The sequence below is a fragment of the Bacillus sp. CBEL-1 genome (assembly GCF_004348885.1).
GTDB lineage: Bacteria > Bacillota > Bacilli > Bacillales > Bacillaceae_H > Priestia > Priestia aryabhattai_A.
On the sequence record NZ_SBIM01000013.1, the window covers coordinates 88,522 to 111,014 of the forward strand.

At 30.6% G+C, this 22,493-nt stretch carries 27 protein-coding genes, 4 pseudogenes and 1 other annotated feature; of the genes and pseudogenes, 7 read left to right on the forward strand and 24 right to left on the reverse strand.

Annotation, left to right across the window (positions count from 1 at the left end):
• Positions 1-346: 346 nt before the first annotated feature.
• On the reverse strand, positions 347-814 hold the full coding sequence (locus EPL02_RS10465) for a DinB family protein (protein WP_131887640.1): 468 nt from the start codon (positions 812-814) through the stop codon (positions 347-349).
• 210 nt (positions 815-1,024) lie between these two features.
• Between EPL02_RS10465 and EPL02_RS10470 the strand changes: the two genes are divergently transcribed.
• Entirely contained in the window at positions 1,025-1,537 is a 513-nt protein-coding gene (locus tag EPL02_RS10470; RefSeq protein ID WP_131887641.1) for a D-glycero-alpha-D-manno-heptose-1,7-bisphosphate 7-phosphatase, read from the forward strand.
• Between the two features lie 299 nt (positions 1,538-1,836).
• Here EPL02_RS10470 and EPL02_RS10475 read toward each other — a convergent pair whose 3' ends face one another.
• From EPL02_RS10475 to EPL02_RS10485, 3 genes are all read right to left on the reverse strand, one after another.
• Positions 1,837-2,316 carry a GNAT family N-acetyltransferase gene (locus EPL02_RS10475; protein ID WP_131887642.1) on the reverse strand — a complete coding sequence of 160 codons (480 nt, stop codon included), beginning with the start codon at positions 2,314-2,316 and terminating at the stop codon, positions 1,837-1,839.
• Positions 2,317-2,491: 175 nt separating this feature from the next.
• Complete coding sequence (locus EPL02_RS10480; RefSeq protein ID WP_131887643.1) at positions 2,492-3,487, reverse strand: HD domain-containing protein; 996 nt, start codon at positions 3,485-3,487, stop codon at positions 2,492-2,494.
• A 15-nt stretch (positions 3,488-3,502) separates the two neighbouring features.
• Positions 3,503-3,793 (reverse strand): DNA ligase LigA-related protein, encoded by a 291-nt coding sequence (locus tag EPL02_RS10485; RefSeq protein WP_131887644.1) that lies wholly within the window; start codon positions 3,791-3,793, stop codon positions 3,503-3,505.
• Positions 3,794-4,368: 575 nt separating this feature from the next.
• Here EPL02_RS10485 and EPL02_RS10490 point away from each other — a divergent pair.
• On the forward strand, positions 4,369-5,136 hold the full coding sequence (locus EPL02_RS10490; RefSeq protein WP_131887645.1) for a methyltransferase domain-containing protein: 768 nt from the start codon (positions 4,369-4,371) through the stop codon (positions 5,134-5,136).
• A gap of 254 nt (positions 5,137-5,390) precedes the next feature.
• Here the strand turns inward: EPL02_RS10490 and EPL02_RS10495 are convergent, their stop codons facing one another.
• The 6 genes from EPL02_RS10495 to EPL02_RS20870 form a co-directional block, all read right to left on the reverse strand.
• Positions 5,391-5,654: a hypothetical protein gene (locus tag EPL02_RS10495; protein WP_131887646.1), complete on the reverse strand. Its 264-nt coding sequence runs from the start codon at positions 5,652-5,654 to the stop codon at positions 5,391-5,393.
• A 195-nt stretch (positions 5,655-5,849) separates the two neighbouring features.
• On the reverse strand, positions 5,850-6,005 hold the full coding sequence (locus EPL02_RS21365) for a DUF8096 family protein (RefSeq protein ID WP_483295834.1): 156 nt from the start codon (positions 6,003-6,005) through the stop codon (positions 5,850-5,852).
• A 20-nt stretch (positions 6,006-6,025) separates the two neighbouring features.
• A complete protein-coding gene (locus EPL02_RS10500) occupies positions 6,026-6,739 on the reverse strand; it encodes a hypothetical protein (RefSeq protein WP_131887647.1) in 714 nt (237 codons plus the stop codon).
• A gap of 25 nt (positions 6,740-6,764) precedes the next feature.
• Positions 6,765-8,000 carry an abortive infection system toxin AbiGii family protein gene (locus EPL02_RS10505; protein WP_131887648.1) on the reverse strand — a complete coding sequence of 412 codons (1,236 nt, stop codon included), beginning with the start codon at positions 7,998-8,000 and terminating at the stop codon, positions 6,765-6,767.
• 2 nt (positions 8,001-8,002) lie between these two features.
• Positions 8,003-8,878, reverse strand: coding sequence for an abortive infection system antitoxin AbiGi family protein (locus EPL02_RS10510; protein WP_131887649.1), 876 nt, complete (start codon positions 8,876-8,878; stop codon positions 8,003-8,005).
• Positions 8,879-9,092: 214 nt separating this feature from the next.
• On the reverse strand, positions 9,093-9,269 hold the full coding sequence (locus EPL02_RS20870; RefSeq protein ID WP_165932546.1) for a DUF8096 family protein: 177 nt from the start codon (positions 9,267-9,269) through the stop codon (positions 9,093-9,095).
• A 60-nt stretch (positions 9,270-9,329) separates the two neighbouring features.
• Here EPL02_RS20870 and EPL02_RS10515 point away from each other — a divergent pair, with 60 nt between their 5' ends.
• Positions 9,330-9,500 (forward strand): hypothetical protein, encoded by a 171-nt coding sequence (locus EPL02_RS10515; RefSeq protein ID WP_286175399.1) that lies wholly within the window; start codon positions 9,330-9,332, stop codon positions 9,498-9,500.
• The gene (locus EPL02_RS10520) at positions 9,501-10,337 is read left to right on the forward strand and encodes a hypothetical protein (protein WP_286175400.1); all 837 of its coding nucleotides are present in this window, start codon (positions 9,501-9,503) and stop codon (positions 10,335-10,337) included.
• A gap of 605 nt (positions 10,338-10,942) precedes the next feature.
• On the opposite strand, the gene argS is transcribed toward EPL02_RS10520, so the two are convergent.
• From argS to EPL02_RS10550, 4 genes and pseudogenes are all read right to left on the reverse strand, one after another.
• A complete protein-coding gene (gene argS, locus EPL02_RS10525; RefSeq protein WP_131887650.1) occupies positions 10,943-12,631 on the reverse strand; it encodes an arginine--tRNA ligase in 1,689 nt (562 codons plus the stop codon).
• Between the two features lie 46 nt (positions 12,632-12,677).
• Positions 12,678-12,892, reverse strand: a binding site (T-box leader).
• A gap of 131 nt (positions 12,893-13,023) precedes the next feature.
• A pseudogene (locus EPL02_RS21275) lies at positions 13,024-13,481 on the reverse strand (glycosyltransferase family 4 protein).
• A 5-nt stretch (positions 13,482-13,486) separates the two neighbouring features.
• Positions 13,487-13,945: a glycosyltransferase family 4 protein gene (locus tag EPL02_RS10540; RefSeq protein ID WP_165932548.1), complete on the reverse strand. Its 459-nt coding sequence runs from the start codon at positions 13,943-13,945 to the stop codon at positions 13,487-13,489.
• Between the two features lie 716 nt (positions 13,946-14,661).
• A pseudogene (locus EPL02_RS10550) lies at positions 14,662-15,670 on the reverse strand (IS1595 family transposase).
• Between the two features lie 169 nt (positions 15,671-15,839).
• On the opposite strand from EPL02_RS10550, the gene EPL02_RS10555 reads away from it, so the two are divergent.
• The gene (locus tag EPL02_RS10555) at positions 15,840-16,400 is read left to right on the forward strand and encodes a hypothetical protein (RefSeq protein ID WP_131887653.1); all 561 of its coding nucleotides are present in this window, start codon (positions 15,840-15,842) and stop codon (positions 16,398-16,400) included.
• A gap of 402 nt (positions 16,401-16,802) precedes the next feature.
• Here the strand turns inward: EPL02_RS10555 and EPL02_RS20875 are convergent, their stop codons facing one another.
• The 6 genes from EPL02_RS20875 to EPL02_RS10575 all read right to left on the reverse strand — a co-directional run bounded on the left by EPL02_RS20875 (position 16,803) and on the right by EPL02_RS10575 (position 19,818).
• Positions 16,803-16,940: a hypothetical protein gene (locus EPL02_RS20875; protein WP_165932549.1), complete on the reverse strand. Its 138-nt coding sequence runs from the start codon at positions 16,938-16,940 to the stop codon at positions 16,803-16,805.
• A 221-nt stretch (positions 16,941-17,161) separates the two neighbouring features.
• Complete coding sequence (locus tag EPL02_RS10560) at positions 17,162-17,524, reverse strand: DUF5412 family protein (RefSeq protein WP_131887654.1); 363 nt, start codon at positions 17,522-17,524, stop codon at positions 17,162-17,164.
• Positions 17,525-17,666: 142 nt separating this feature from the next.
• Positions 17,667-18,383: a hypothetical protein gene (locus EPL02_RS10565; protein ID WP_131887655.1), complete on the reverse strand. Its 717-nt coding sequence runs from the start codon at positions 18,381-18,383 to the stop codon at positions 17,667-17,669.
• Between the two features lie 259 nt (positions 18,384-18,642).
• Positions 18,643-18,837, reverse strand: coding sequence for an immunity protein Imm33 domain-containing protein (locus EPL02_RS21370; RefSeq protein WP_438822794.1), 195 nt, complete (start codon positions 18,835-18,837; stop codon positions 18,643-18,645).
• Positions 18,838-19,104: 267 nt separating this feature from the next.
• Positions 19,105-19,470, reverse strand: coding sequence for a CPCC family cysteine-rich protein (locus tag EPL02_RS10570; RefSeq protein WP_131887656.1), 366 nt, complete (start codon positions 19,468-19,470; stop codon positions 19,105-19,107).
• Positions 19,471-19,581: 111 nt separating this feature from the next.
• Positions 19,582-19,818, reverse strand: coding sequence for a hypothetical protein (locus tag EPL02_RS10575; RefSeq protein WP_131887657.1), 237 nt, complete (start codon positions 19,816-19,818; stop codon positions 19,582-19,584).
• Between the two features lie 371 nt (positions 19,819-20,189).
• On the opposite strand from EPL02_RS10575, the gene EPL02_RS10580 reads away from it, so the two are divergent.
• Positions 20,190-20,615, forward strand: coding sequence for an HIT family protein (locus EPL02_RS10580; RefSeq protein ID WP_131887658.1), 426 nt, complete (start codon positions 20,190-20,192; stop codon positions 20,613-20,615).
• Between the two features lie 256 nt (positions 20,616-20,871).
• Here EPL02_RS10580 and EPL02_RS21140 read toward each other — a convergent pair.
• The 3 genes and pseudogenes from EPL02_RS21140 to EPL02_RS10590 form a co-directional block, all read right to left on the reverse strand.
• Positions 20,872-21,105 (reverse strand): annotated as a pseudogene (locus tag EPL02_RS21140) (cytoplasmic protein); the annotation flags it as partial.
• Positions 21,106-21,107: 2 nt separating this feature from the next.
• Positions 21,108-21,248 (reverse strand): hypothetical protein, encoded by a 141-nt coding sequence (locus tag EPL02_RS20880; protein WP_165932550.1) that lies wholly within the window; start codon positions 21,246-21,248, stop codon positions 21,108-21,110.
• 22 nt (positions 21,249-21,270) lie between these two features.
• Positions 21,271-21,756, reverse strand: a complete 486-nt coding sequence (locus EPL02_RS10590) for a GNAT family N-acetyltransferase (protein ID WP_131887659.1) — start codon at positions 21,754-21,756, stop codon at positions 21,271-21,273.
• A 167-nt stretch (positions 21,757-21,923) separates the two neighbouring features.
• Between EPL02_RS10590 and EPL02_RS10595 the strand changes: the two genes are divergently transcribed.
• Positions 21,924-22,145, forward strand: a complete 222-nt coding sequence (locus EPL02_RS10595) for a DUF3006 domain-containing protein (protein ID WP_131887660.1) — start codon at positions 21,924-21,926, stop codon at positions 22,143-22,145.
• A 118-nt stretch (positions 22,146-22,263) separates the two neighbouring features.
• Here the strand turns inward: EPL02_RS10595 and EPL02_RS21145 are convergent.
• A pseudogene (locus tag EPL02_RS21145) lies at positions 22,264-22,476 on the reverse strand (DDE-type integrase/transposase/recombinase); the annotation flags it as partial.
• Positions 22,477-22,493: the final 17 nt, after the last annotated feature.

The following is a 22,493-nucleotide window of genomic DNA, read 5'->3' on the forward strand; positions in this document are numbered from 1 at the left end:
AAACATCCGGGTTCGTTAGGTTTTCCCATTCAGTAAAACCAAAACTTTCATCGAAATATCTAAGAATTAAACTCATAAGGTTTCCATGTGTCACTAATAACGTATTCTGTTCCTTACTAAATTCTATTTCCTCTCTAATAGGGGTATCGTCAGGAAAATGCGAATTTACAACGTTAAGAAAATCACCCTATTAAAAAGCCCAATTTCTCAACATGTATATATGAGAAATTAGGCTTTTTTCGTTGCTCCGTTAAAGCGCTCTTTAACGGAACTAAATTAGCTAGTTTATTCAATAAGATCTGTAAAATCAATGTACATTAACTTGCGACTACCTAATATCAATCTTTTACGAATATCTCTTTATATGTGTTTCAATTTGTTCTTTATGTTTTAAGTCATGGTCAATCATCCCAACAAAATACTCACTAAGGGGAATATGTTCTTTGCCAGGACAAGGCTGATCAAATTTTTCTGGTTGAACTTTCCCCAATTGAGCTACTAGGTCTTTCCTAAAATAGATAAACTCACTTATAAGGTCTACTTTAGATATACCTGACCTTGCATATTCAGAAGCCTCTTTATTAATTAACTTAGCATTGATATCTATTTTAGGGAAATCCTTATCTCTTAGTAAAAAAGAAATTCTATTCTCTATCATAAACTTATCCCATGAAATAAAATGAGAAATGACATCTGCAGTGCCCCAAGAACCTTCTAGAAAAGGTTTGAACCATAGATCATTTGAAATGTTCTTTAAAGTGAGAGACCATTCTATTAAACTTATTTTTTCTTTCATAATGCTTTCTTTATTCACTTAAATCCCCTTAACTATCAAATTTTTTACGTTAATATCTGTAATTTCCATAAATTTTATAAAACTCCTTTAAATAATCAGTTACCGGCAGGGAAATATTTATTTAAAAGGTATAGATATTAAGTAACCCCAATTTCTCAGTGTAATAAACAAGAAATTGAGGTTTAAAATGTATTTTTTTATAAGTATAAATAATATGAGGTGTGAATATTGAAAATTGCATTCTTTGACAGAGACGGAAATATAATTGAAGATTATCCAGATCATGAATGGAATGGAATAGAGAATCCTATATTTATAGAAGGTTCAATTAATACGTTAAAAGAAGTTATAAAAAAAGGGTATAAAATTATAATCGTTACAAATCAATACATTATTAATGAAGGATACATTACGATTGAACAGTATCACCATATAAATAATCAAATGATAAACGAGTTAAAGGCTCAAGAAATTGAGTTGCTTGATATTTTTTATTGTCCACATGGTAAAGACGAAGGTTGTACGTGTATAAAACCTAAGACTGGAATGATTATGGAAGCCATTTCTACATATCCTGAGATTAAATTGGAAGAATGTTTTATGGTTGGTGACTCAATAGTTGATGTAGAACTAGCAATAAATATGGGAATCAAAGGGTTTGGAGTGGGAATAGGCTCTAATTACAAACAAAGGAATATATATCAACTGAATACTATAAAAGATTTACTAACTTATATTTAGATTTAAAGGAGGAAGTTGTATCTCTCAATCAGACGCAAGAAAAGTCGTTCATTATTATGAGGAAAAGCTTGTACAACTACACGAAGATCTAGAAGTAGTTAATCACTCCGTAACTAAATCAGCTATTATGCAGGAGGTTATAAAAATTGAAAAGGCATTAGCAGATAAACATAAGTATATAAAATAAAAAGAACCCACTGCTCACCTGAGTAGTGGGTTTTATTCTCAAATTTTTTATCTGTAAATTATAAACAAATGCATTCTTGGCTATTTACTCATAAGCTTTTTCTTCTCAGTGCCTATATAATGGGCAAATGCTTTACAAATAAAACACGATCCTGATTAACGCCATCATAGTTAGTATGTAAAGATATATTATCTACGTTCTTATCACCTTGTTCAATTCTAAATCCCATTTTTGTATGGTAAGCAATAGAGGCTTTATTAACAGGAGATGTTACACATCGAATAGTATTTCGCCCGTTTTGTTTAGTAACATCAAAGAAATGACTATATAACTGTTTTCCAATCTTTTTCCCTCTATAATCTGGGTGAACTCCAACAAAATGGATATATGCTTCATGCATATGGGATTGAGATAAAAAACCAATTAGAAACCCTATAATTTTTCCTTTTTCTTCAGCAATAAAACTTGTATTTTGGAAATGATCAAAAAAGAGCTTTGGCAACATATCAGACATTTGTCTACCGTTCCACCACTCGTTAATTAATGGAGATATTACATAATAATCTGATCCTTCTACTGAACGAATTTTCATTCTAATCTCTCCCTATTTTATTTATAAATTTACTCAAATTAATGCTATCACTCCCATAGATTAATCACTAGTACAAGAGTACACAAAGTATACAATCATAGTTATCATATTCATAGATGGTGATTATGGTAACTGGCTTTGAACGTTATCTGCAAAAGAAGAGAACGCTATTTTACTAAATAAGCTTCTTTTCTTTTCCATAAGTATTAAGAATTCTAACGAATGTTCCTTTTAAGGATTTTTCTAGAGCATACTGGTTCAATTCTCTAACTTTGGCGGAGAGCTCTGTTGCTTTCTTTATTCGGTCGTTCCCTATCAACACAAAGGGATCGATAATTCGAACCTTTTTCTTTTGGTGTATGTCGTAAGCTCTCTCATCATTTATTACCTCTTTGCCTATATCTTTCATTTTTTGTAGTACCTCATGGTCTTTACTGTCAATTAACTTCTTCCAGACTGTTTCATCATCCAGTAATAAGTCATCCAAATGAATAATCTGTTTGGCCGTTGCGATCTTTAATATATCCGTTAGTACGGCGTACCCATATACATTTGATGGATGAAGAAAGAAGTCAATTACCTCTTCATAATAAGCTTTAACAAACCATTCTGCTGCCTCTGTTGTTTTTAAACAAATTTTACCGTTAACCACTCTTAATTCATCTACAAATTTACAAGCATCTTCTAAAGAAATCATATTATAGGTAGATAAATCACGAAGTGTGTAGTCGATGCGATCTGCACACAGCGAAGGAAGAGGTTGTTCTAATAAGGACCATTTCTCAATAGGCAATATAGACAAAGTATTAAATCCATGTTTTTTTAAAACAGAAGGTATTTCAGATGATTGAATTACTTTTTCAAATATTTGGTCATGAAAGTCTTGTGCTGGATTATCTAAAACAAAATCTATCACATGAGAAAAAGCTGTGTGGGAAATGTCATGCAACAAGCCAGCTATTTGTTCTTCTATAGAACCACCTAACTTTTTAATCAATAGCATGACACCTACAGAATGTTCAAATCGTGTTACATTCCACTTTGGATTCACTAAATAACTTGCGCCACCTTGATGAATATTTTTAAGTCTTTGAAATGGCTGAGCCTGTATTAGGTCAGCAAGAACAGGTTCTAAGATGAAATTCCCATAGATAGGATCATTAACTTTCATACAATTATCCACTCCTCATTTATATCGCTTAATGAAGTTAAGTAACCGATGACCAACTGTTTGTATTTCCATACGAGAGTAAGATAGATCGTAGCCAGAAGAACCATCAAAATCTTTAAATTCTTTTGCATAAACAGACTTCATTGCTTCAGTTGGATAGCGAGATTGTAGATTAACTAATTCTTTACTCCAGGTGTCAAATGTATAATCATCAATTAAAGATTCATTTAACTGATAATATAGAAAAGAATGCACAAGGATCTGCCTTCTTCTTCTTGATATTAATTCTAGTATTTTATTATCCATGTTTAATTCCTCTTTTTATGACATATTATTCTTATCACCTATATAACAAGCATTAGCCCTGTACATGCTAAACAATCTTTTGAACTATTATAGAGTCAATCAAGTTAATGATATAAGTTCTCCTGGTTTTTGATTCTTTTATTTTTAAATAACAATTGATAAGAACCATACAAAGCAGATGTTAAAAGTAAAACTCCAGCAGATATATATACAAGACGTGCACTAAATACTTCGGCAATAGTTCCAACAGCTAGAATAGAAAGCATAAATATAACATAAAAATACCCCCTCGACACATGTTATGTTAACTCTATGATAATCGAATAATAAGTTCAATATAATTAGAATATATTTAAGTGGTTATTATTTCATGGAAAAAAATAGTTTAATTGAATCGATTTGTTATAATTAATTAAACAAACAATTCATTAAGGAGAATTAATTAACATGAAACGAATTAATTACTCGATACAGTTAGTAAATCTAATGGAGCCTGTGTCGAGTTTAACCTAAGTATCTATTAGTTAACTGTATCGTCCACATCTAGAATATAAAATAGTGGAGGAATAGTTATTATGAATACAAATTTATTAAAAAAAGAATGGCTACAATATGAAAAAATAAAATTTGAAGGTTGGGATTTTTCTTGTATAGATGACAGTTGGGAAAATGAAAATCTTCCATGGAATTATGCAGAAATCTTAAACAAATATTTGTCCTCCGATTTGGAATTACTCGATATGGGTACTGGAGGAGGGGAATTTCTGCTTTCTTTAAATCATCCTTATGAAAAAACATCAATAACAGAAGGATGGCAGCCTAATATTGAACTTTTAAAAATGAAATTAGTTCCTTTAGGAATTAAACTAGCTTCAATTGGCGACGATGATATAATTGATTATGTTAACAATAGTTTTGATATTATCATCAATAGACATGAATCATTCAATGTTGGAGAGATAAAAAGAGTCTTAAAACCTAACGGTGTATTTATTACTCAACAAGTAGGCGGTAAGAATGGAAATCGTTTATCAAATATGCTTATTCCAAGCTTCCAACCAAAATACGCGACCTTAAACTTGAAAAATACTTTACAAGATCTGAAAGAATGTAATTTTGAGATTATGTTTGCTGATGAATACTTTCCTTACCAAAAATTTTTTAATATGAAAGCTCTTATTTACTATGCAAAAGTGATAGAGTGGGAATTTCCAGGATTTAATGTAAGGGACAATTTTAATCAGTTGTTGGATGCCTTTAAAGAGTTAGTAAGAAAGGGTTATGTTTTGAACTATGAGCATCGATTTATAATTGTTGCTCGTAATACTAAACTAAGTTACTGATCACATAAAATTTCATTCATTTAGAGGAATTAAAAAGCTGTGATTATATAAAGAATTTCAGCTTTTTTCATCAAAATGAATTTGAAGACTATCTAATGGCCCGGTTCTACTGAAAGGCTATACTCAAAACTGTTTAAACGAAATTCTCCTAAAAAAGCCGTTTCTTAAAAGTAAGAAAAACTGCTCTTTTAGGAGAATAAATGTCTTAGCGTATGTTTTTCGCGTTTTGTTGATAGAGCTCCGTATTTAGAAACTTAAAATATTCGTAAACGCCCAATTCGTTCATTCGTTGAGAAACGATCCTTATTAATTCCACCAATAGCAATAATTATTGAACCTTCTTGATTAGATACACCATATAAGAATTCTCCTGGCTTACTGAAAGTATTATTTCCATTTTTATAATCATTGATTAATCTCTCTATAAAAAGAAAACCTTCCTTTTCACTTTCTATAATTAAGTTTGTTAAATCAATGCTTAACAAGTCTTTTACTCGCTTTAGTTCAAATTGCTTCATGGCTTTTCCCTCCTAATTGATGGTATGTAAGAGCGTTATTCTAGTTACCATAATTACAGTTATTAAAAATAAATAGCAGACTACAAGTATACATATCTATAATGTTGGACAAACTATTAAAGTATTCCCCCCTATTTCGATGAATTTGAAAATCCTTTGCTACGATGAGCAAAGGATTCTTTTTACGTCTAAACTTTATTTACATGTTAGAGAATTCCTTCTTTTCTTCATTCCAAATTCAAGGCATTTACGTGAAAAAATCCTATCTTTCACATAACTTTTGAAGTAAGCTGAATTGCAGTTTACCCTTTCGTGCTTTCTGTGAGCGCCTATGTAGTAATTGTTGTGCACTGTTCTATAGCAAGTTCTAATTATGCAGGTCTATTTGAGCTGTTAATTAAGGATTTTAGATTATCAGCAGATGTTATCAATAACCTTCGACTACTTTCGTATTCATTGACTAAGTCAGAAAATCTGTTTCGTATTTCTCTTAATTCATCAATGTCTTGAGGTCTGTCTTTAAACGATAATACAAACCCAAACCAAGTTATTAAATATGAATCATCTTTTTCATTAACTAAGCAATAAAAGGCAGACATTCCTTCTTTTATAACGGCAGCATAATTATAATCTTCAACTAAGGTGTTGATAGCTTTCACATCTAATTTATTTGAGGCTTTTTGGAATTTTATTTGTTCTTCTTTTAAGGAATTTATTGCACTCATTATATCTTTGTAATATTGTTTCTTAAGTCTAGCTTCCCAATACAAAAGAGGGTGTTCCTTAAGTGTATCTAATACCCTCCTCACATTTTCGGGTAAAGATTCATGCCCATAAGGGCTTTTTACTAATTCCTCAGAATATGAAAAGCTTAGATTAAGCTTTTGTATGAAAACACTAAACTCTTTTTGTACTTCTTTTTGTTCTTGTGAGTCTTGTGAGCGATTTTGCCTCCACCAAAGAAATAAGCCCACAAATATTCCAGTAAAAACCCCAGATATTAATCCTGAGGTTAGATTGGCCCAAAAAGAAACATTAAAATTAGCTGTATTATTGGAAGAAATAAAAGGACTATATAAATCCAATGACAAACATCTCCTTCAAGAATTTTTAATATTTAACTTTTAGTTCTTCCGCGTCCTCAAATTCCTTAATATTCTTTTGTATATATTCCATATAGCTTGAGGCTGTTTCTTTATCACAAAAATGTCTAGCTACTTGATATGTTCTTTTGCCTTTTATCGGTTCAGTAATTAATATATGTTTAGGCACATCATCTTTAATCGACTTAACACCTTTTACCATAAAGTCGAAGAAAGCAACAACACTAACTAAATTTAATTTTACTCCGAACAAACCTACATCCAAATATTCATGGAATTGTATGGATAGCTCTTCGCGTCCTATTAACTCTTTGAGGTCCATTCCTTGAGGTCCAGTTAGTGTAAGATCGTTGATATTTAAATATTTTTTAAAAGGTCTTGTTGCTATTAAAGATCTATAAATTTCCTCAACTAAAATTACGTCTTCCCTTTTAGTTTTAAATTCTGGAATGAACTGTACGCCTAGGTGTTCTTGTAAAGTTAAAACCTTTTTCCAAAAATTAATTGTCTCAAGAATAGATTCTTTTTCTATAGAAGTTGCAGGGGCTTCTGGAAGTCTTAAATCATTAAGCTTAATCCCCCCTTCTATACAGGATTGATAAAGTTCTAATATTGCAATGCCTTCTTCAATACTATCCACGTTTTCAAGACTATATTTAACATTAAAGGTTAATTTAGAATTTTTTTCATCTATAATATATGAAATTTCGAAATTATCGTTATTTATACTTTTAAACAAACTCTTATGCATGTCTGCATAAGGTTGTCTTTGAAAATGCAACAGCTTTGTTACTCCATTACCTTGGACTTTAACTTCAAACGGTGATTGAAAGGGGCGTGGGACTAGACTAAGTTCATATTCCCTTACTTTCTTTTCATTATCTACAGTTTTAAATGGGAACTTAATAAAATCTTCTAAATTGAAGCTAGTGCCATTTAAAACTAAACTGTTATCTTCAACTAGTTTCATTTTTATAGGATGTTGCACCCTGTACATAAACTCTTCTAACTCTTCCATTGTCGATGGTTTAAAGTTCCCTGGTAAATCATCTGGTAATTCTACTCGTAGCCCTGATAACTCTGCTTCTGTACCTAATGGAACAACCCCTATTGCTCCGTTTCCGATATTTGTATAAGTAAAGCCTTCAGGTAATGTTTCACTTAAAGATTTAACTATTTCTTTGGGTATCCTTACATCTTTTTCATTTTTTTGAAAAAAAGCTTTTTCAAAATCGGCAAACATTTTTACCAATCCTCCCTTAACTCATTAAACACTAAAATTTTTGAAAAAAGTCCATATCTATCATAATCATTTTCCACAATTTGATTTTCTATTATAAATTCTATAAGTTCTTTTCTATCGTTCTGATTTGCAACAATGATATATTTAATCGCATCTAAATCAAACTTTAACCATAATTCAGATCTTTGTTGAATTCCAGCAGAATGAAGCATATAACTATGATGATTCATTTGATTCTGAGGGATAACCAATGGCAATTCAGTATCTACACCTGCAAATTGGGGTACAAACCTCCACTCTTTTTCATCATGAAAATTACGATATTCATATTCATCGTTATTATTTACCATCATTTCTCCTTCGATTGGCTTCATAAAGAGTAGATCAGACAGCAGATAATCATTATATTCTTTAAATTTCTCTCTCTCTTCTGCCTGTTCTATTTTCATAGTATTATTAAAAACTTTACTAAAATCTTTTTTTAATTTAGAATCCTTATTTATATAATGGATTGGCTGGATTCCTTGCCTTATGCCCCACTCCTTACTCAATCCAATGCCATACCATCCATAATTTCTCATGTGTGGAACCAACTTGTTTAAATGAATATCGCAAAAACAGCTCATCGGAAATGCTATTTTATCAAACCCTTTAATATCAAGATAATCAATTTTCTCCTCATAATAACGTGGCATAATGGCCTTGTCTTTAATAATTCCTTTAAGGTAATCTAACTTTGGCATAAATTTAAATAGTACATTTGCACTTTGCCTTGGTGGGACATATATAGATTGTTCGTTTGTTTCGGGAGTGTTTGGAAGAACTACTACTGTCTCCTTTGCTTTAATCTCTGATGGTTCTATAGACTTCTGAATCATTATTTCCCCTCTCAATCTAAAAACTAATATATTCGATTTATTTTACCATTCATTACTAATATACAGTTAAAAAGAATTAGCATTAAAATAAAAAAATATAGGTTTTAAGACTTACATAATGTTCACAAATAGTGCCACTAAGAGCATAAATCAGGTGTAAATAGAAAAAAAGAAGGATAAAAACCTTCTCTCCTTACTATATAATCTTCTATACTTAGATACTCTTCTTCATGCCACATTGGCGGCATTCACGTAAGAAAACGCCACCTTTTACGGAGTTTTTGAAGTCAGCTGAATTGCAGTTGTCACATCGTCCACTTTGTTTATCTGGATATTCGGCACAATCATATACTTTAGTGAGATCTATTTCTTGCTGCTGTTTCTCTTCCATGTTGATCACTCTTTTCTAATTGACTTTGTTTTAGATAACTATCATTTAGGAAGGCTTTCTATGAAACCTTATATAATGACAGAAAGTATAGTTATTCTTCCCAAACGGGTTAAAAGAGACACTGCATATATAGATTTTAAGGTTACTTCAGCTATAGGAAATAGAATTAGTAGTGCTTTATGTGATTCTAATATGAAAGAGTTAAATATTGAATGTGAAGGAGGTAAATAAATGTCAAAAGTATACTCAAATATATTTTTATTAAATAATATTAATTGCTTATCTTCTTTAGATAAAGTTTTTAGTAGGCAACATAGCGAGTTATTACATCATGTGAAGAAAGATGAAAAACAGGTTGCTAGTATGCATGAAGCCGAGAAATATTTTAATTATTCTTGGAAAGAGATAGGTGAATTAGACGAAATAAAAGTACCCAAGATTAATGGTAATGATAATTTTACAAGAGAAATTATTTCATATCAAAAGGCAATTGCTAATTTGGAGTACACAAAGAAAAGGAAAAAAGATAGTGATGGAAATTTTCTACCAAAAGCTGAAAGAGTAAATAATCTAGATGTAGAGTCATTATTTTTTGAAAGAGAAAATAAAGTATATGTACTTATTATTACTTCAAATGATTACAACATTGGTAGATTTAAAAAGCTTATTGGTGAAGAAAATATTTCGCAAAAAAACCCCGAATACTTACTTAATCCTGATATATTTAATTGGTTATTCTATGTTTATACTGAACGAAATGGAACATTAAATGAAATTACCAAATTAGAAAATATTAGTGGTTTTGTAGGGAATATATCTGATGATGCTAATGTTTTTACAGGAGAATCTTACCAGACAACAGAACTAATAACGACTAAAGCATTTATAAGCAACGGTGGAGAACTTAAAAAGATCACACTAAGAGTTATTACTTGTATGATTCATGAAAAATCCACCATTGTAATAAACTGTAGTTTATCTTTTAAATTAAGAATAATGGAAAGTACTGATACTGTTGTTTTTTTATTATTATATTTATACGGTTACTTAATCCTTAAATTAAAATAATTATATATGAATGAATCAGATAGCTTTATCAAAGAAGACAATCCCGAATTCTCAAAAAAATCGGAATTGATGTAATTAAATCAATTGTGGAAAAATAATATCTTATTAAAAGATCTTGAATCATTTTTGCTAGAAGACTCACTTGAACAAGCTTAGTTAATACTTAGGACTCCTCCTAGTACACAGTTACTGCAGGAGCCTTTTTTTAAAAGTCAAAAACTATTACTGATAATATTCCTATTATGCCACTAAAAATGTTTGTAAAAGTATGTGATTTTCAGTGAACGTTCGTAATTTAATTCATGACATAAACGGACGGTGAAGATGATAGATTTCTTATAAAAAACAAAAGTCTGTAAATGTATACCTTTGCGAACTTTTTGCATTGTACAAATATCACCATAACTATAAATAGTTAGTTTAAATAACGGTTTACTCATCGAAATGGAAGAGCCATTATATGTTTTCCTTAAAAACAATATAAGTGCGAAGGCTGAAAAATAAAAGGCTACATTGTTCTGAGATGATGTAGCCTTTTATTTTTTAGTATTAAATGAAATTCGAAAAAATAATCAGTGTCCCTACAAATATAAAATATTTGTTTATTACATTTCTTCGGGAGCCTTTACACCTAATAATCGTAACCCTTCTTTCAAGACGAAAGTTACTGATTTCACAAGTGCAAGTCGATCTTCCTTTTGAGGATCATCAACAAGGATTTTCACATGACTATAATATTTATTAAATTCTTGAGATAAATCAATAAGGTATTTAGCAATTTGTGATGGTTCATATTGATTTAAGCTTTTCTTTATCACTTCAGGAAATTCTATTAGTAACTTGATTACAGACCAGCTATAATTGTCATTTAATCCATTAATATTTAAATTTTTCTCTTCATTGGCTTTTTTTAGGATAGAACAAGCTCTAGCATGAGTATACTGAACGTATGGACCTGTTTCACCTTCAAATTTCAACATTTCTTCAAGAGAAAATTCAATATTGTTTAATCTCTCATTTTTTAAATCCTGAAAGATAATAGATCCTACAGCTACTTGTTTTGCGACATTTTCTCGATTTTTTAGATTCGGATTCTTTACTTCGATATTCTGTGTAGCTAAAGAGATTGCTTCCTCTATCACCTCTTCTAAAAGTACGATTTTTCCTTTTCTTGTAGACATTTTTTTCTTATCTTTCATAATAAAACCGAATGGGATATGGATCAATTCGTCTGCCCATTTATAGCCCATTTTTTTTAGGACCAGAAAAACCTGCTTAAAATGTAGACTTTGTTCATGGCCAACAATATAAAGAGATTTTGTGAATTTATGTGTTTCTTGTCTATATAAAGCAGCCGTAATATCTCTTGTAGCATAAAGAGTGGCGCCATCTGATTTTTTAATTAAACAAGGAGGTAAATCATATTCTTCTAAACGGACTACCTCTGCACCTTGGGAAGAAGAGATTAAGCCTTTATCATTCAACAAATTAATGGTTTTATTCATTTTATCATTATAAAAGGCTTCTCCTTGATAAAAATCAAAATGTATATCTAATAAATTATAGATTTTAGAAAATTCTCGAAGCGATTCATCTCTGAACCACTTCCAAAGCATTAATGCTTCTTCATTCCCCTCTTCCAATCTTTTGAACCACAGTCTAGCCTCGTCTTCTAATTCTTCGTTATGTTCTGCTTGTTCGTGGAATTCTACATAAAGGCTTAATAATTCTTTTATAGGGTTTTCCTTGATTATTTTTTCATCACCCCAAAGTTTATATGCAGTAATTAATTTGCCGAACTGAGTTCCCCAGTCACCCAAGTGATTTATTCGTATTGCATTATAACCACATTTTTCAACAATGTTAGCAATTGAGTTTCCAATAACAGTTGACCTTAAATGTCCCATAGAAAAAGGTTTTGCAATATTAGGTGATGAAAAGTCAATAGTAATGTTTTCTCCGTGACCAATGTCAAGATTACCATATTCAACTCCATGACTTAAAATTGTAAATAAGACCTCTTTGCTAACGCTTTCTTTGTTTAAAAAGCAATTTACATATGGTCCATCAGCCACAACGTTATCAAATAAAGGGTGCTGAATTTTATTTGATAAATCCTTTGCAATTTGATTTGGTGATTTTTTCAAGAGCTTTGCTAATGAGAAACAGGGAAATGCCATGTCTCCTTGACCAGTATATTTTGGTTTTTCAATTAACTTCATGACTTCCTCAAAAGTCAAAATGCCGTTTAAGTTTAAAGTTATTTCTTTTGCATAATGTGTTATTAAGTCCATATTTTCACCTTCCATTTTTCATTAAAGCAAAAAAATCCCGTCTCATGTTAGAGACGGGATTTTCCCGCGGTACCACTCTTATTGTTCAAATTGAACCTTCTCGAAGATTAATAACGGTTTTTTTTCCCGGCATACCTTACTTTTACTTTTCAGGCTGCTTCTCAGAAGTGCGTTTCGCAATGGTGAAACCGTTAGGCTTCCACCGTCCCTAACTCGCTTTTCGGATTCAATCAAAACTACTCTCTTCTTCATAGAATTCATATATTTTTTAATGATTATAAACAATATAGCAAAATTAATCAACAAAAATTTCAAAAATAACAATTAAATCCCAAACAATAAATTAAGATTTTAGTACATATAATTTTAATTTTTGGAATTTATACTCTTATTTATGGCTTATTACTAACGAAGAAATTCTCTGTAATATTTTTATACAATAAAGTTGTTTCTTCGGCTATTTTTTTCCATGAAAAATTATTTATTAAAAAACTTCTTGCATTTGTTCCAAGCTGCTTACGAAGGTCTGGGTCTTCAATTAGTGTTTTACAACTATTAGCAAGTGCTCGTGGATTTCGTGGAGGTACCAATAAACCTGTCTGTTTGTCTTTTATTATTTCTCGTAACCCACCCCATCACAAGCTATAGTTGGCAATCCATATTGACAAGCTTCTGCTGCTACTAGTCCGAAAGGTTCGCAGTGACTTGGTACTATGGTAATATCGGCGTTAATGTAAATATGATCCAAATCTTGTCCTGATAAAAAACCTTTAAATATAATGTGTTCTTCTAATGCTAAACTTTTAGAAAGAACTATAAGTTCTTCACTATAAGAATTTAAACTTCCCACTATAGTTAATTTTGCTTGGATACCTTCTGAGCGTAAAAAGTAAAGCGCTTAATTAAATCGTCTATACCCTTTTCTTCAGTTATTCTTCCTACATATAACAAATTTACTTCACTATTAATTTCATAAGTTTCTTTCTTCTTATTTGCTTCCTCTACACCGTTATAAATAACATGAATTTTCTCTGGGTTTGCTTTGTAATGTCGTATAATTTCATCTTTCATTGAATTACTACAGCAAATCACAGCATCAGCTTTTTGAATTAGTTCTTTTTGAGTTTCTACATATAGTTCCCCAAAAATATCCAAATCGTAATCTTCAGCTCTACCTACTAAAGTATCGTGAAGTGTTACTATTAATGGTTTATCTAAAATTTTCTTTAGAGTGAGTGCTGAATATCCTGAAATAAAATCTTGGGCATGTATTATATCGCAATCTATGTTATTTCGTAATGTTTCACTCACCATGTCAAAGTTAGATAGTAGAATATCAAAACAATTCTCATACTTTAAAAGTACTAGTATGCCTACAAAAAAACTACCTACCTTTATCATATTTTGATATAAAAAAAGACAGGGTTTTCCTGTCTTTCTTTAGGTAAAGAATGAATTATCTTTCGAATTCATTTCTCTGTGATAATCGTCTTTCCTGGGCTTTCTACATTTGGCGTACTTATAGAAATTTAATAAGTAGTCCTGTAACGTGTAACGTCACGTTCAGAAGATTTCCTAACTGTTGTTTGATATTCTCAGGTTTTATTTTTTAAGGCTGTTTTCGTAAACTTTGTTGTTCTGTTAATAGATTATTGGACTTTGTGCTATTATATATTTATATAGGAATTTTCTGAAACTTAATATTGGTTGAACCGTAATAAAAGTAGAAAGGAGATGGTTCTGTGGCACGATGTACAAATTGTGATTATAAGTGGAAAGCCAAAGAAATTTGGTCACTCGGATTTTCAAAGAAGGGAAAAGGCTGTCCTAACTGTGGGGTTAAGCAATATATTTCCTCTAACACTCAACGGACATTTACTTTAGGGTATCTAAGTCTTATATTTATTGTGATTTTCCCTTTCATTATCAAGTTGAGCGATAAAGACGAACCTTTATGGTAGGTTCTCAATAAACAAAATTGATAATCTCAAAAGGCAAAAGGGTAGTAATTGCTATCCTTTTTTTTGTCCTCACGCAATCTTTCTAAATGAATTAACAGTTGCATAGTTTGATTTTTGACACGCAGAGACAAGCATTTGCTCTACTCGTTTATCAAATGCTAAATCCTTTCCTAATTCGAGCCAACGGAACCAATAAAGGTAATTGTCCAAATAATGAGTACCCACACCTTGGAAACGCTCCAACCACCCTTTTAATCGGTTGTGGAAATTATTAACGTGTTGTATGTGGTAGATACCCTTCTTAACACGTTGTTTTTGACGTTCATTAACTGTTTCGTGATGAAGTCCCTTCTTTTTAGCAAGTTTCTTATAGTTTGTAGCTGTATCTGTACATAGCAAAGCAGATAGGTGTATATATTCACTTATCACAGCATCGATTTCTTCAGCTCTAACACGACCAGTTCCCGCCTTACGAGCGATTACACTTCCGTTTCTATCTTGTGCTAATACAACAGCAATTTAAGATTAGAAATCCCTCTTTTCTCACCTTTTTCTCCACGTTTCTTGGCTTTTCTGTGAGTAATGTCTCTACTTTCATTGACTCACGAAAGAAGGTCTCATCACTCTCTACAATACCCTGTAGTTGATTAAAACCAAGACTTCCTAATGCGTTCAAAATTTTATGCCTCCAATAAAATGCGGTGGATAAATGAATTTTTAAACGTTCAGCGATTTTCGATAGGGTGTATCCTTCGACCATCATTTCAATATATTTGGCCCATTTTTCAGGGTATCGTGAACCCGAAAAAGGTGTATTTGTCATATCATTGAAAGACTTACCACAACCATTACACAAGTATCTTTGTCTTGAACGGTACTTCCCATTTTGTTTAACGGATGTACTTCCACAATGAACGTAACCCATACCAGAAGAAAAATGAGTTTCTCTAATGGTTTTGAATAACCCTGTAATTTTATCTGATTCGTCTGGAAATAAGTCTTCCTTCACAGCATTAAAAAGTGCCATTTGTTCTGCTTTTGAAAGCTCGCTGAATTCTTCATAGATGTCTAACCACATAATTGAACGCGTCCTGAAACCGTATTATATCAACCGATAATTAATATGGTCAGGTAAGCAACAATTAATCCGAAAACAGCCTTAGCATAATTATAACTATAATATTTATTAGCTTAATTATATAATAATTATCAAATAGAAAATAAAGGCGTTTAGAAAGGTAAAAACAATGATAGAGTATATATTTAAACTTCCAGTAATAAAATCTTCACCTAAGCCTATTAGTATTAGGGTAGAAAAAAAACAGATAGGAGTGATAAAAAGAAGATATGATAACTTTATTATGCATGGTATAGACTTTTTCGCCCGAGACGTGTTTTCTTTTTTTACATTCATACGACCTCTATGGTGTATTGTGCTATTAAAATCTATAAAAATTAATATGGAAATAAATTTCAACGACAACCATTTTTCGCTCACTCAAAACGGTATTAATCAATGGATAATTTCACAGGGTCAAGAGCATATAGGTTCTATAATTAGGCATGAAATACAACGTAAAGATGACATAGCAGCTTTAGAAATTTTTTTAAAAGATAAAACTCTAATTATCCCTTCACGTGAATTAGGCCCTGATGTTGAAGTGATAACTGCCGATGGAAAGCATATTGGGACTTTTAAATCTGACTTATACCATTTAAAAGATGGAGTTTTCTCTCTCCAATATATTGAAGAAGATCTAGTTGCACCACTTATCATTGCTAGCTTCTTCATTAATAATTATATGTAATAATTATATTCCTATTTAGAATTAGCAAAAAAGAAGCATGGAGAAAGAGTACTTTAAATAGATTTCAGTCAATCATTTAAACATAAAAGTTAACTCTCTTAAGCTGCTTTTCTTGTTTGTGTGAAGAGAAAGATGAGGTAATTATCATAGTTATCCTTCAGTTCATCAAACACTCGTTTACTTTAATTCAATAGATATTACAAATTGAACCCTAGACATTTTAAGTCTAGATTGATATAACAGCTTTAGACGACAATTCTATATTGAAATAAAACATGACTCTATGAATTTTCTAGAGTCATGTTTTAACAACTTAATACTTTTATCTGAAATTTACAATTTCTAAGATTACTGCTCGTTTTAGCTTAACTTCTTTATTTACAGTTCAATATAACACCTGTATTACATAATCATAATGTCTAACAAAAGTGTTAGTACCGTGCCTACAGTGGCAAGCTTTACAATTAAAATATACTTAGCTTTATTTGCTAACGTAATTTTATTGATTTTCTCTAAAATTACAATTAATATCCAAATCATAATAAAAGCTTCTATAAATCTAATAACGATAGAAGAAAAGACCTCCAATCGCTAACACCTCTCTCTTTGTAATGGCTCTGTTACTTTAACGGATGTTCAATTTCGAAAACCATTATAACCATATTCTTTTACCGTTCCATCTGGCAGCAAGTCTTTTAGTCTTTGCATTTTTATAAAATTCAATTTATTAGATAAACTAAAGAGTCACAAATTATTATTTATTAGTCATATCTGAAATCAAAAATTTGTGATTTTACATCGATCTCATGTCCACTTATGTTCACTGTATCATTGTCTAACCACTTAACTGTTGCAGTTTCCTGAGGATAATTCCAGTAAATGTTTTTCTTTTCATTGAAAAGCTTGTTATTTTCAATTAACTCTCCCCTGATAGCAAACCCAGTAGTAGCTCCTCCACTTGACTGATATATCTTAACCGTATAATTTTTATCTGGTGATACAGATTTAAACATATATTCGCCAGTCGGTATATTACTTGGATCAAGAATTAGCTTCCACACTATAAAGCCTAATATTATTAATAAACCTATAACAATCAAAAAGAAGTTAAATAGCTTTTTCAATATCTATTTTTTCCTTTCTAGTACCCTCTGTTCTTACAATATTTAACTCTTTATGAAGGTTTTTTATTGTGCAAATCAAACCATGAATGTTTCATCATTTAACGTTTCTTTCATTAATTAATTTAAAGTAACTATACTCTTTTTATAACCTTTGTTTTTCAAGCTTCCAATAAAGAGGTCTATTTTCTCTTTCTTCTATAAATGTAATTATATATCTTTCATTATTATAAAAACCTGAAAAAGTTACTTTATGATTTAAAGTCCATACAATTTCGCCAAATTCAGATAGTAAATCTTGTTCATCGTTATCTTTATATCTAAAAATTCTCTCTCTATTAATAATACCTTTTTTATTATTTCTAATAATTTCTAAATATACGTCGATATAATCAACGTCATGCTCATAAATTACGGCACATGTATATTTTCTATTAGGGCTAACCTTTTTATTAAATATATGGGTATTATTATAGTTTAACTCTATAATTTTATTATAAACATTTTCAAAAACTTCTTTATCATAATTATGTTGTTCAGCAAATTTAATCATACCTCTATTTAGAATATCAAGTGTATATTTTTTCTTTTCTTGATTTGTAGGCAGTAAAAAAAAATTATCTATATCTATTTCTACAAACACTGGAATATAGTTAAAAATTATATACGAATCAGAATCTGTACTAGCAATTTCTTGCAAGGTATTTACACAATTGATAACTATACCTTTATCCTCCTTCAGCTTAATTCTAGGCAAAAGTCGGTTATAAAAAGAAACCATACATCTTGTTTCAGAGAAGAATTGACTATTGACGTCTTTGTTGTTAGGAACCAAAAGTTGAATATCTCTTAAAAGAGGCATATTAATCTCTCCTTTTTACTTTATGATGGTCGACGATGAAAACGTTCGTCTAGTTTTTTCTTTTGTAAACGTTTAATGTACTTAACATGACGTTCTTCCCAACGTTCTGCATTATACCTTCCTCGAAGATTTACTCTTACTATTCTTGAAGCATACTCATTTCGATACCTTTTATTGAAGTTTTCCACTAGCTTGTCTACCCTAATTAACTTACCATTGCGTTTTACATGTTATGAACTAATTCCTACTTTATTATTTCTCAATTGGTAAACAAACTTTTATCTTTCCAAGCATTATACTCATTTCCTTTTAAAATAAATCTATAGCCTGTAGGTAATGCTAAAAATTTAAGTATATCCGGTCTTTTTAAAGTCAATTCATATAAGCGAAGAGTAAGAAAATCATCCTCATGTAATCTTTCTAGCAAGTTACTAGTATTTAGATTATAATCCAAATCTTGATAAAATAGTTATGATGCACAAACCAATAATGTTATTCTTCGTCTCCACAACAAAAATAATCTACTTGCTTTACATCTTCTATAGATAGAAATTACCTTTCGTAATAAATTATTTAATGATTTTCAATTGATAAAATTAAACTACTGATTTTTATGAACTACAGATAAACTATTAAAAGAAATTTTATAAGCTTTAACTATGTATCCTATATTGAAACGCAGCATTATTTATGTGACTTTTTTGATAACCATTACGAAAGGTTAAATATCTGAAGAATATCGTTCATTTCTTAGAGCTTCTTCATAGTAAAGTATTTCTTTCCAAGCTTCTTCCTTTTTTATATATTTATCAAAATCTAATTTTTTATAAGTATTTATCAATAGGCTTTTTATTTCCTCTTCTTTAGCAGAAGGTTTATATTGTAATTTATTATACATCGTGCCATGCGCTTTAAAGTTTTCTCTTGCTTGAGATAATGAATACTCTCCATTCGGACCTCCATATACTTTATCAGCGTAAGGATCATCCTGTCCATCATCTTCCCAGTCACACACAATACAAATATCATCATTTCCTCTCTCTTCTAAAGTTAAGCATTTACAACAAGGACATTGTGTACGTTGCATTTGAATCCTCCTTCAAATTAATCATGTTGTTTTAAGAATTTTATATAAAGTCTAAAACTGTAAAAACAAATGAGGCTCTTTCCTTGAAGGGTGTTGTTTTTAGAAATAGTCTTATAAGAACTTTACTTTATGAAGTAAATGTTCTTTTCCAGTCCACTCAATAACAAGTTTTTCATAACCCAAGAGGGCAGTGTCTGGTTTGTTAATTTGATCTTCAATCCATTGTTTAATAGTTAATAGTATTTGGTTATTAAAATCATCAGAAGCACGGTTTGGGAAATCTGCAATTAAAAGAGGATAAAGCGAAAAATAAACAGTTCTATCCCTAGAATAAGAAATTGAAGCCACTACATTACCAGCATATTTGGTTTATTAGGACACCTACTATCAAATTCGAATTTTCTTACCAAACCAAATAAAACATCCATTTCTATGTTGGAAAAAACTGATTTAAGCTGTCTTTTAGTAGTCGAGTATCTCTCATTCTTGTTTAAATTACGGAAATATTTAAATTTCATTTATAATCACCTCTTGCTATCTAGAATTATAGCTCAGTTCAGAATGAATATCTTATACAACAACCGTTTACATAATTAAAATTCTAGGAATCAATTAAGTTTTTGACTCATTTATTGGTGCTTACAGAAAGGGTATTATAGTAAAAAACAGAATGATATATAAATTAGAATTTAAATTTTCAAGTCAGAGGAGATAAGTTAATGGCACCACATACTGAATGTATAGGATGTAAGATTGCTCAAGGATTAGTCCCTCCAGGACACATCATTTATGAAAACAAATATGTTTGTTGCACTTTAGATATAGCTCCTTTTAATGAAGGGCACTTATTAATACTATCAAAACAACACTTTCACGATATCGATGAGATAGATATGAATACTCAAATCGAGATAAATAATGCTACATTAAAGATGATCAAGCTAATTAAAAAAGTGTTTAAACCAGATGGCGTTACTACTTGTGCAAATGGTGGGAAGTTTAATGATTTGAGCCATTATCATTTACATATAATTCCAAGATACAAAGGTGACGGTTTTACTTGGAGTGAACCAATAGATAATAAAAATGCAGAAAACCACCTAGAAAAGACTAAAGATTTACTAATTAATAACCTTTTAAATTAATATATAAAATATGCATACCTAGTTAACACAGTGTGTGCTATCGATAGTAAAACCTTTTTAAATAAAAAGGTTTTATCTTATTTATTTTTGCATGGACTTCTCAAATAGTTGCCTAAGTATGCTCCGGTAGCTCCAATAAAAAATATAAGTATGAACTGAACTAAATGGTTTGAAGGAGAGACTAATTTAAAAATAAGAGCACTTAACCCTCCCCATAATGTATCCCTTTTTAACAATCTTTTTCGCTTTTTAAATTTCAACCAAACCACCTTTGATTCATTTTCTCTAAAAAATCTTTTGTTATAGGAAATTTAGAACTTTGACCTATTATAGAATCAATACCACAATAGGGGCAAAGTGCAGTATCTTCCCTTTTCCCTTCCCATTCTTCAATTTCTGTGGGATTAAAAATTTCTAAGCAATAAAAGCAGCCACATATATAATCTCTCTCTAAACTCTTTCGATTAAAACTAGAATAAAAATGGGCTTGATTTAGCTTGTTACTTCTGCTTGTTTATTATCAATGTGACTTTTAAACTCTTTTTTTGTCTTTGTATTATTATCTCTTATATAAAAACCAATAACCACGATACATATAAACAATAAAATTGAAACATAAACGTAACTAGACACTGTATAGTTTCTCCTAATCAATTTATTTCAATTCACTGGAATAGACTGCTTGTTCTTTACCAAATCTGTAATGTGTCTGAATAAGTTTCATATCTAATTTCTCTAATAATCTGCGAGAAGGCGTGTTAGCAACTTGTGTTACCGCAACTATCTTTAATAGCCCTAATGTGTTAAAAGCATAATCTATTATCGCTTGTACTGTCTCAGTTGCATAACCATTTCCCCAATATTGAGGTAAAAATTGATAGGACACCTCTATTTCATTTATTATGTCGTGAGGATTTAGGGACAGTATTCCAATAAATTGATTTGTTGTTTTTTGTCTAACGGCCCAATTCCAGCAATCCTTATCTGGCTGTAACATACCATTTAACACACCAATAAGGGTCTCTTCTTTACGAGGTCCTCCTAAATATTTCCTTACAGTCGGATCCATATATATTTCTTTTATAATTTTGTAATCAGATTTTTGGATATCATTAAGCCAACAACGTTTCGTTTCAATCACCGAATCAGCTCCTATTAACCTTGTATTTTCATACTATCACAAATGATTTAAAAAAATGTATTGCATCCATCCTTCATTAATCTCTTTAGAATTACTTATATAACTAAAAATTATTATCACAGGTGATGGAACATCTTATTTTATTCTGTTAAAAAATCGAGGTAATTATGAAAAAGATAAAAGGTATTATTGATCGATTTGAAGAGGGATATACCGTTGTTGAAATTGAAGGGAAAACAAAGGATTATCCTACAGATATTTTTCCTAAGAATGTACAGGTTGGAGATGTGGTTTATATTACGGGAGATAAAATTAAGATTGATAAAAGTGAAACAAAAAAACTGCGGAAAGAAATTGAAGATTTAATGAATGAGGTTTGGGAAGATTAAAAACCTAAATACTTCAATTCATGTACATTGTAGCAATTGAACTTTTCACTGAAAATTCCTACGTAATAAAGATATATATAACGGTGATCTTATTAAGATATTTCACTTGCATTAGTTAGATGCCTCCAGGTATCTTTTTTTCGTTCTTTTATTCTTCAATCCCCATAGGGTAGGATGAATTCTTATCTACTGTGATTACAAAGTGCTTGGAAACATTATAAGGCCGCAAAACTTTCTTGAAAAAGTACTTTCCAACTTTAGGATCTCTTGTTTTACTCAACTAACAATCAATCGTATTTCCTTCTGAATCAACGGCACGATAACAGTACATCTATTGCCATTCCTGCT

Coding starts and splice junctions, on each gene's coding strand:
- EPL02_RS10475 (WP_131887642.1), bottom strand. CDS start 2,316: ATGAAAATTCGTTCAGTAGAAGGATCAGATTATTATGTAATATCTCCA.
- EPL02_RS10480 (WP_131887643.1), bottom strand. CDS start 3,487: ATGAAAGTTAATGATCCTATCTATGGGAATTTCATCTTAGAACCTGTT.
- EPL02_RS10485 (WP_131887644.1), bottom strand. CDS start 3,793: ATGGATAATAAAATACTAGAATTAATATCAAGAAGAAGAAGGCAGATC.
- EPL02_RS10490 (WP_131887645.1), top strand. CDS start 4,369: ATGAATACAAATTTATTAAAAAAAGAATGGCTACAATATGAAAAAATA.
- EPL02_RS10495 (WP_131887646.1), bottom strand. CDS start 5,654: ATGAAGCAATTTGAACTAAAGCGAGTAAAAGACTTGTTAAGCATTGAT.
- EPL02_RS10505 (WP_131887648.1), bottom strand. CDS start 8,000: ATGTTTGCCGATTTTGAAAAAGCTTTTTTTCAAAAAAATGAAAAAGAT.
- EPL02_RS10510 (WP_131887649.1), bottom strand. CDS start 8,878: ATGATTCAGAAGTCTATAGAACCATCAGAGATTAAAGCAAAGGAGACA.
- EPL02_RS20870 (WP_165932546.1), bottom strand. CDS start 9,269: ATGGAAGAGAAACAGCAGCAAGAAATAGATCTCACTAAAGTATATGAT.
- EPL02_RS10515 (WP_286175399.1), top strand. CDS start 9,330: ATGAAACCTTATATAATGACAGAAAGTATAGTTATTCTTCCCAAACGG.
- EPL02_RS10520 (WP_286175400.1), top strand. CDS start 9,501: ATGTCAAAAGTATACTCAAATATATTTTTATTAAATAATATTAATTGC.
- argS (WP_131887650.1), bottom strand. CDS start 12,631: ATGGACTTAATAACACATTATGCAAAAGAAATAACTTTAAACTTAAAC.
- EPL02_RS10540 (WP_165932548.1), bottom strand. CDS start 13,945: ATGGTGAGTGAAACATTACGAAATAACATAGATTGCGATATAATACAT.
- EPL02_RS10555 (WP_131887653.1), top strand. CDS start 15,840: ATGATAGAGTATATATTTAAACTTCCAGTAATAAAATCTTCACCTAAG.
- EPL02_RS20875 (WP_165932549.1), bottom strand. CDS start 16,940: ATGATTTGGATATTAATTGTAATTTTAGAGAAAATCAATAAAATTACG.
- EPL02_RS10565 (WP_131887655.1), bottom strand. CDS start 18,383: ATGCCTCTTTTAAGAGATATTCAACTTTTGGTTCCTAACAACAAAGAC.
- EPL02_RS10570 (WP_131887656.1), bottom strand. CDS start 19,470: ATGCAACGTACACAATGTCCTTGTTGTAAATGCTTAACTTTAGAAGAG.
- EPL02_RS10580 (WP_131887658.1), top strand. CDS start 20,190: ATGGCACCACATACTGAATGTATAGGATGTAAGATTGCTCAAGGATTA.
- EPL02_RS10595 (WP_131887660.1), top strand. CDS start 21,924: ATGAAAAAGATAAAAGGTATTATTGATCGATTTGAAGAGGGATATACC.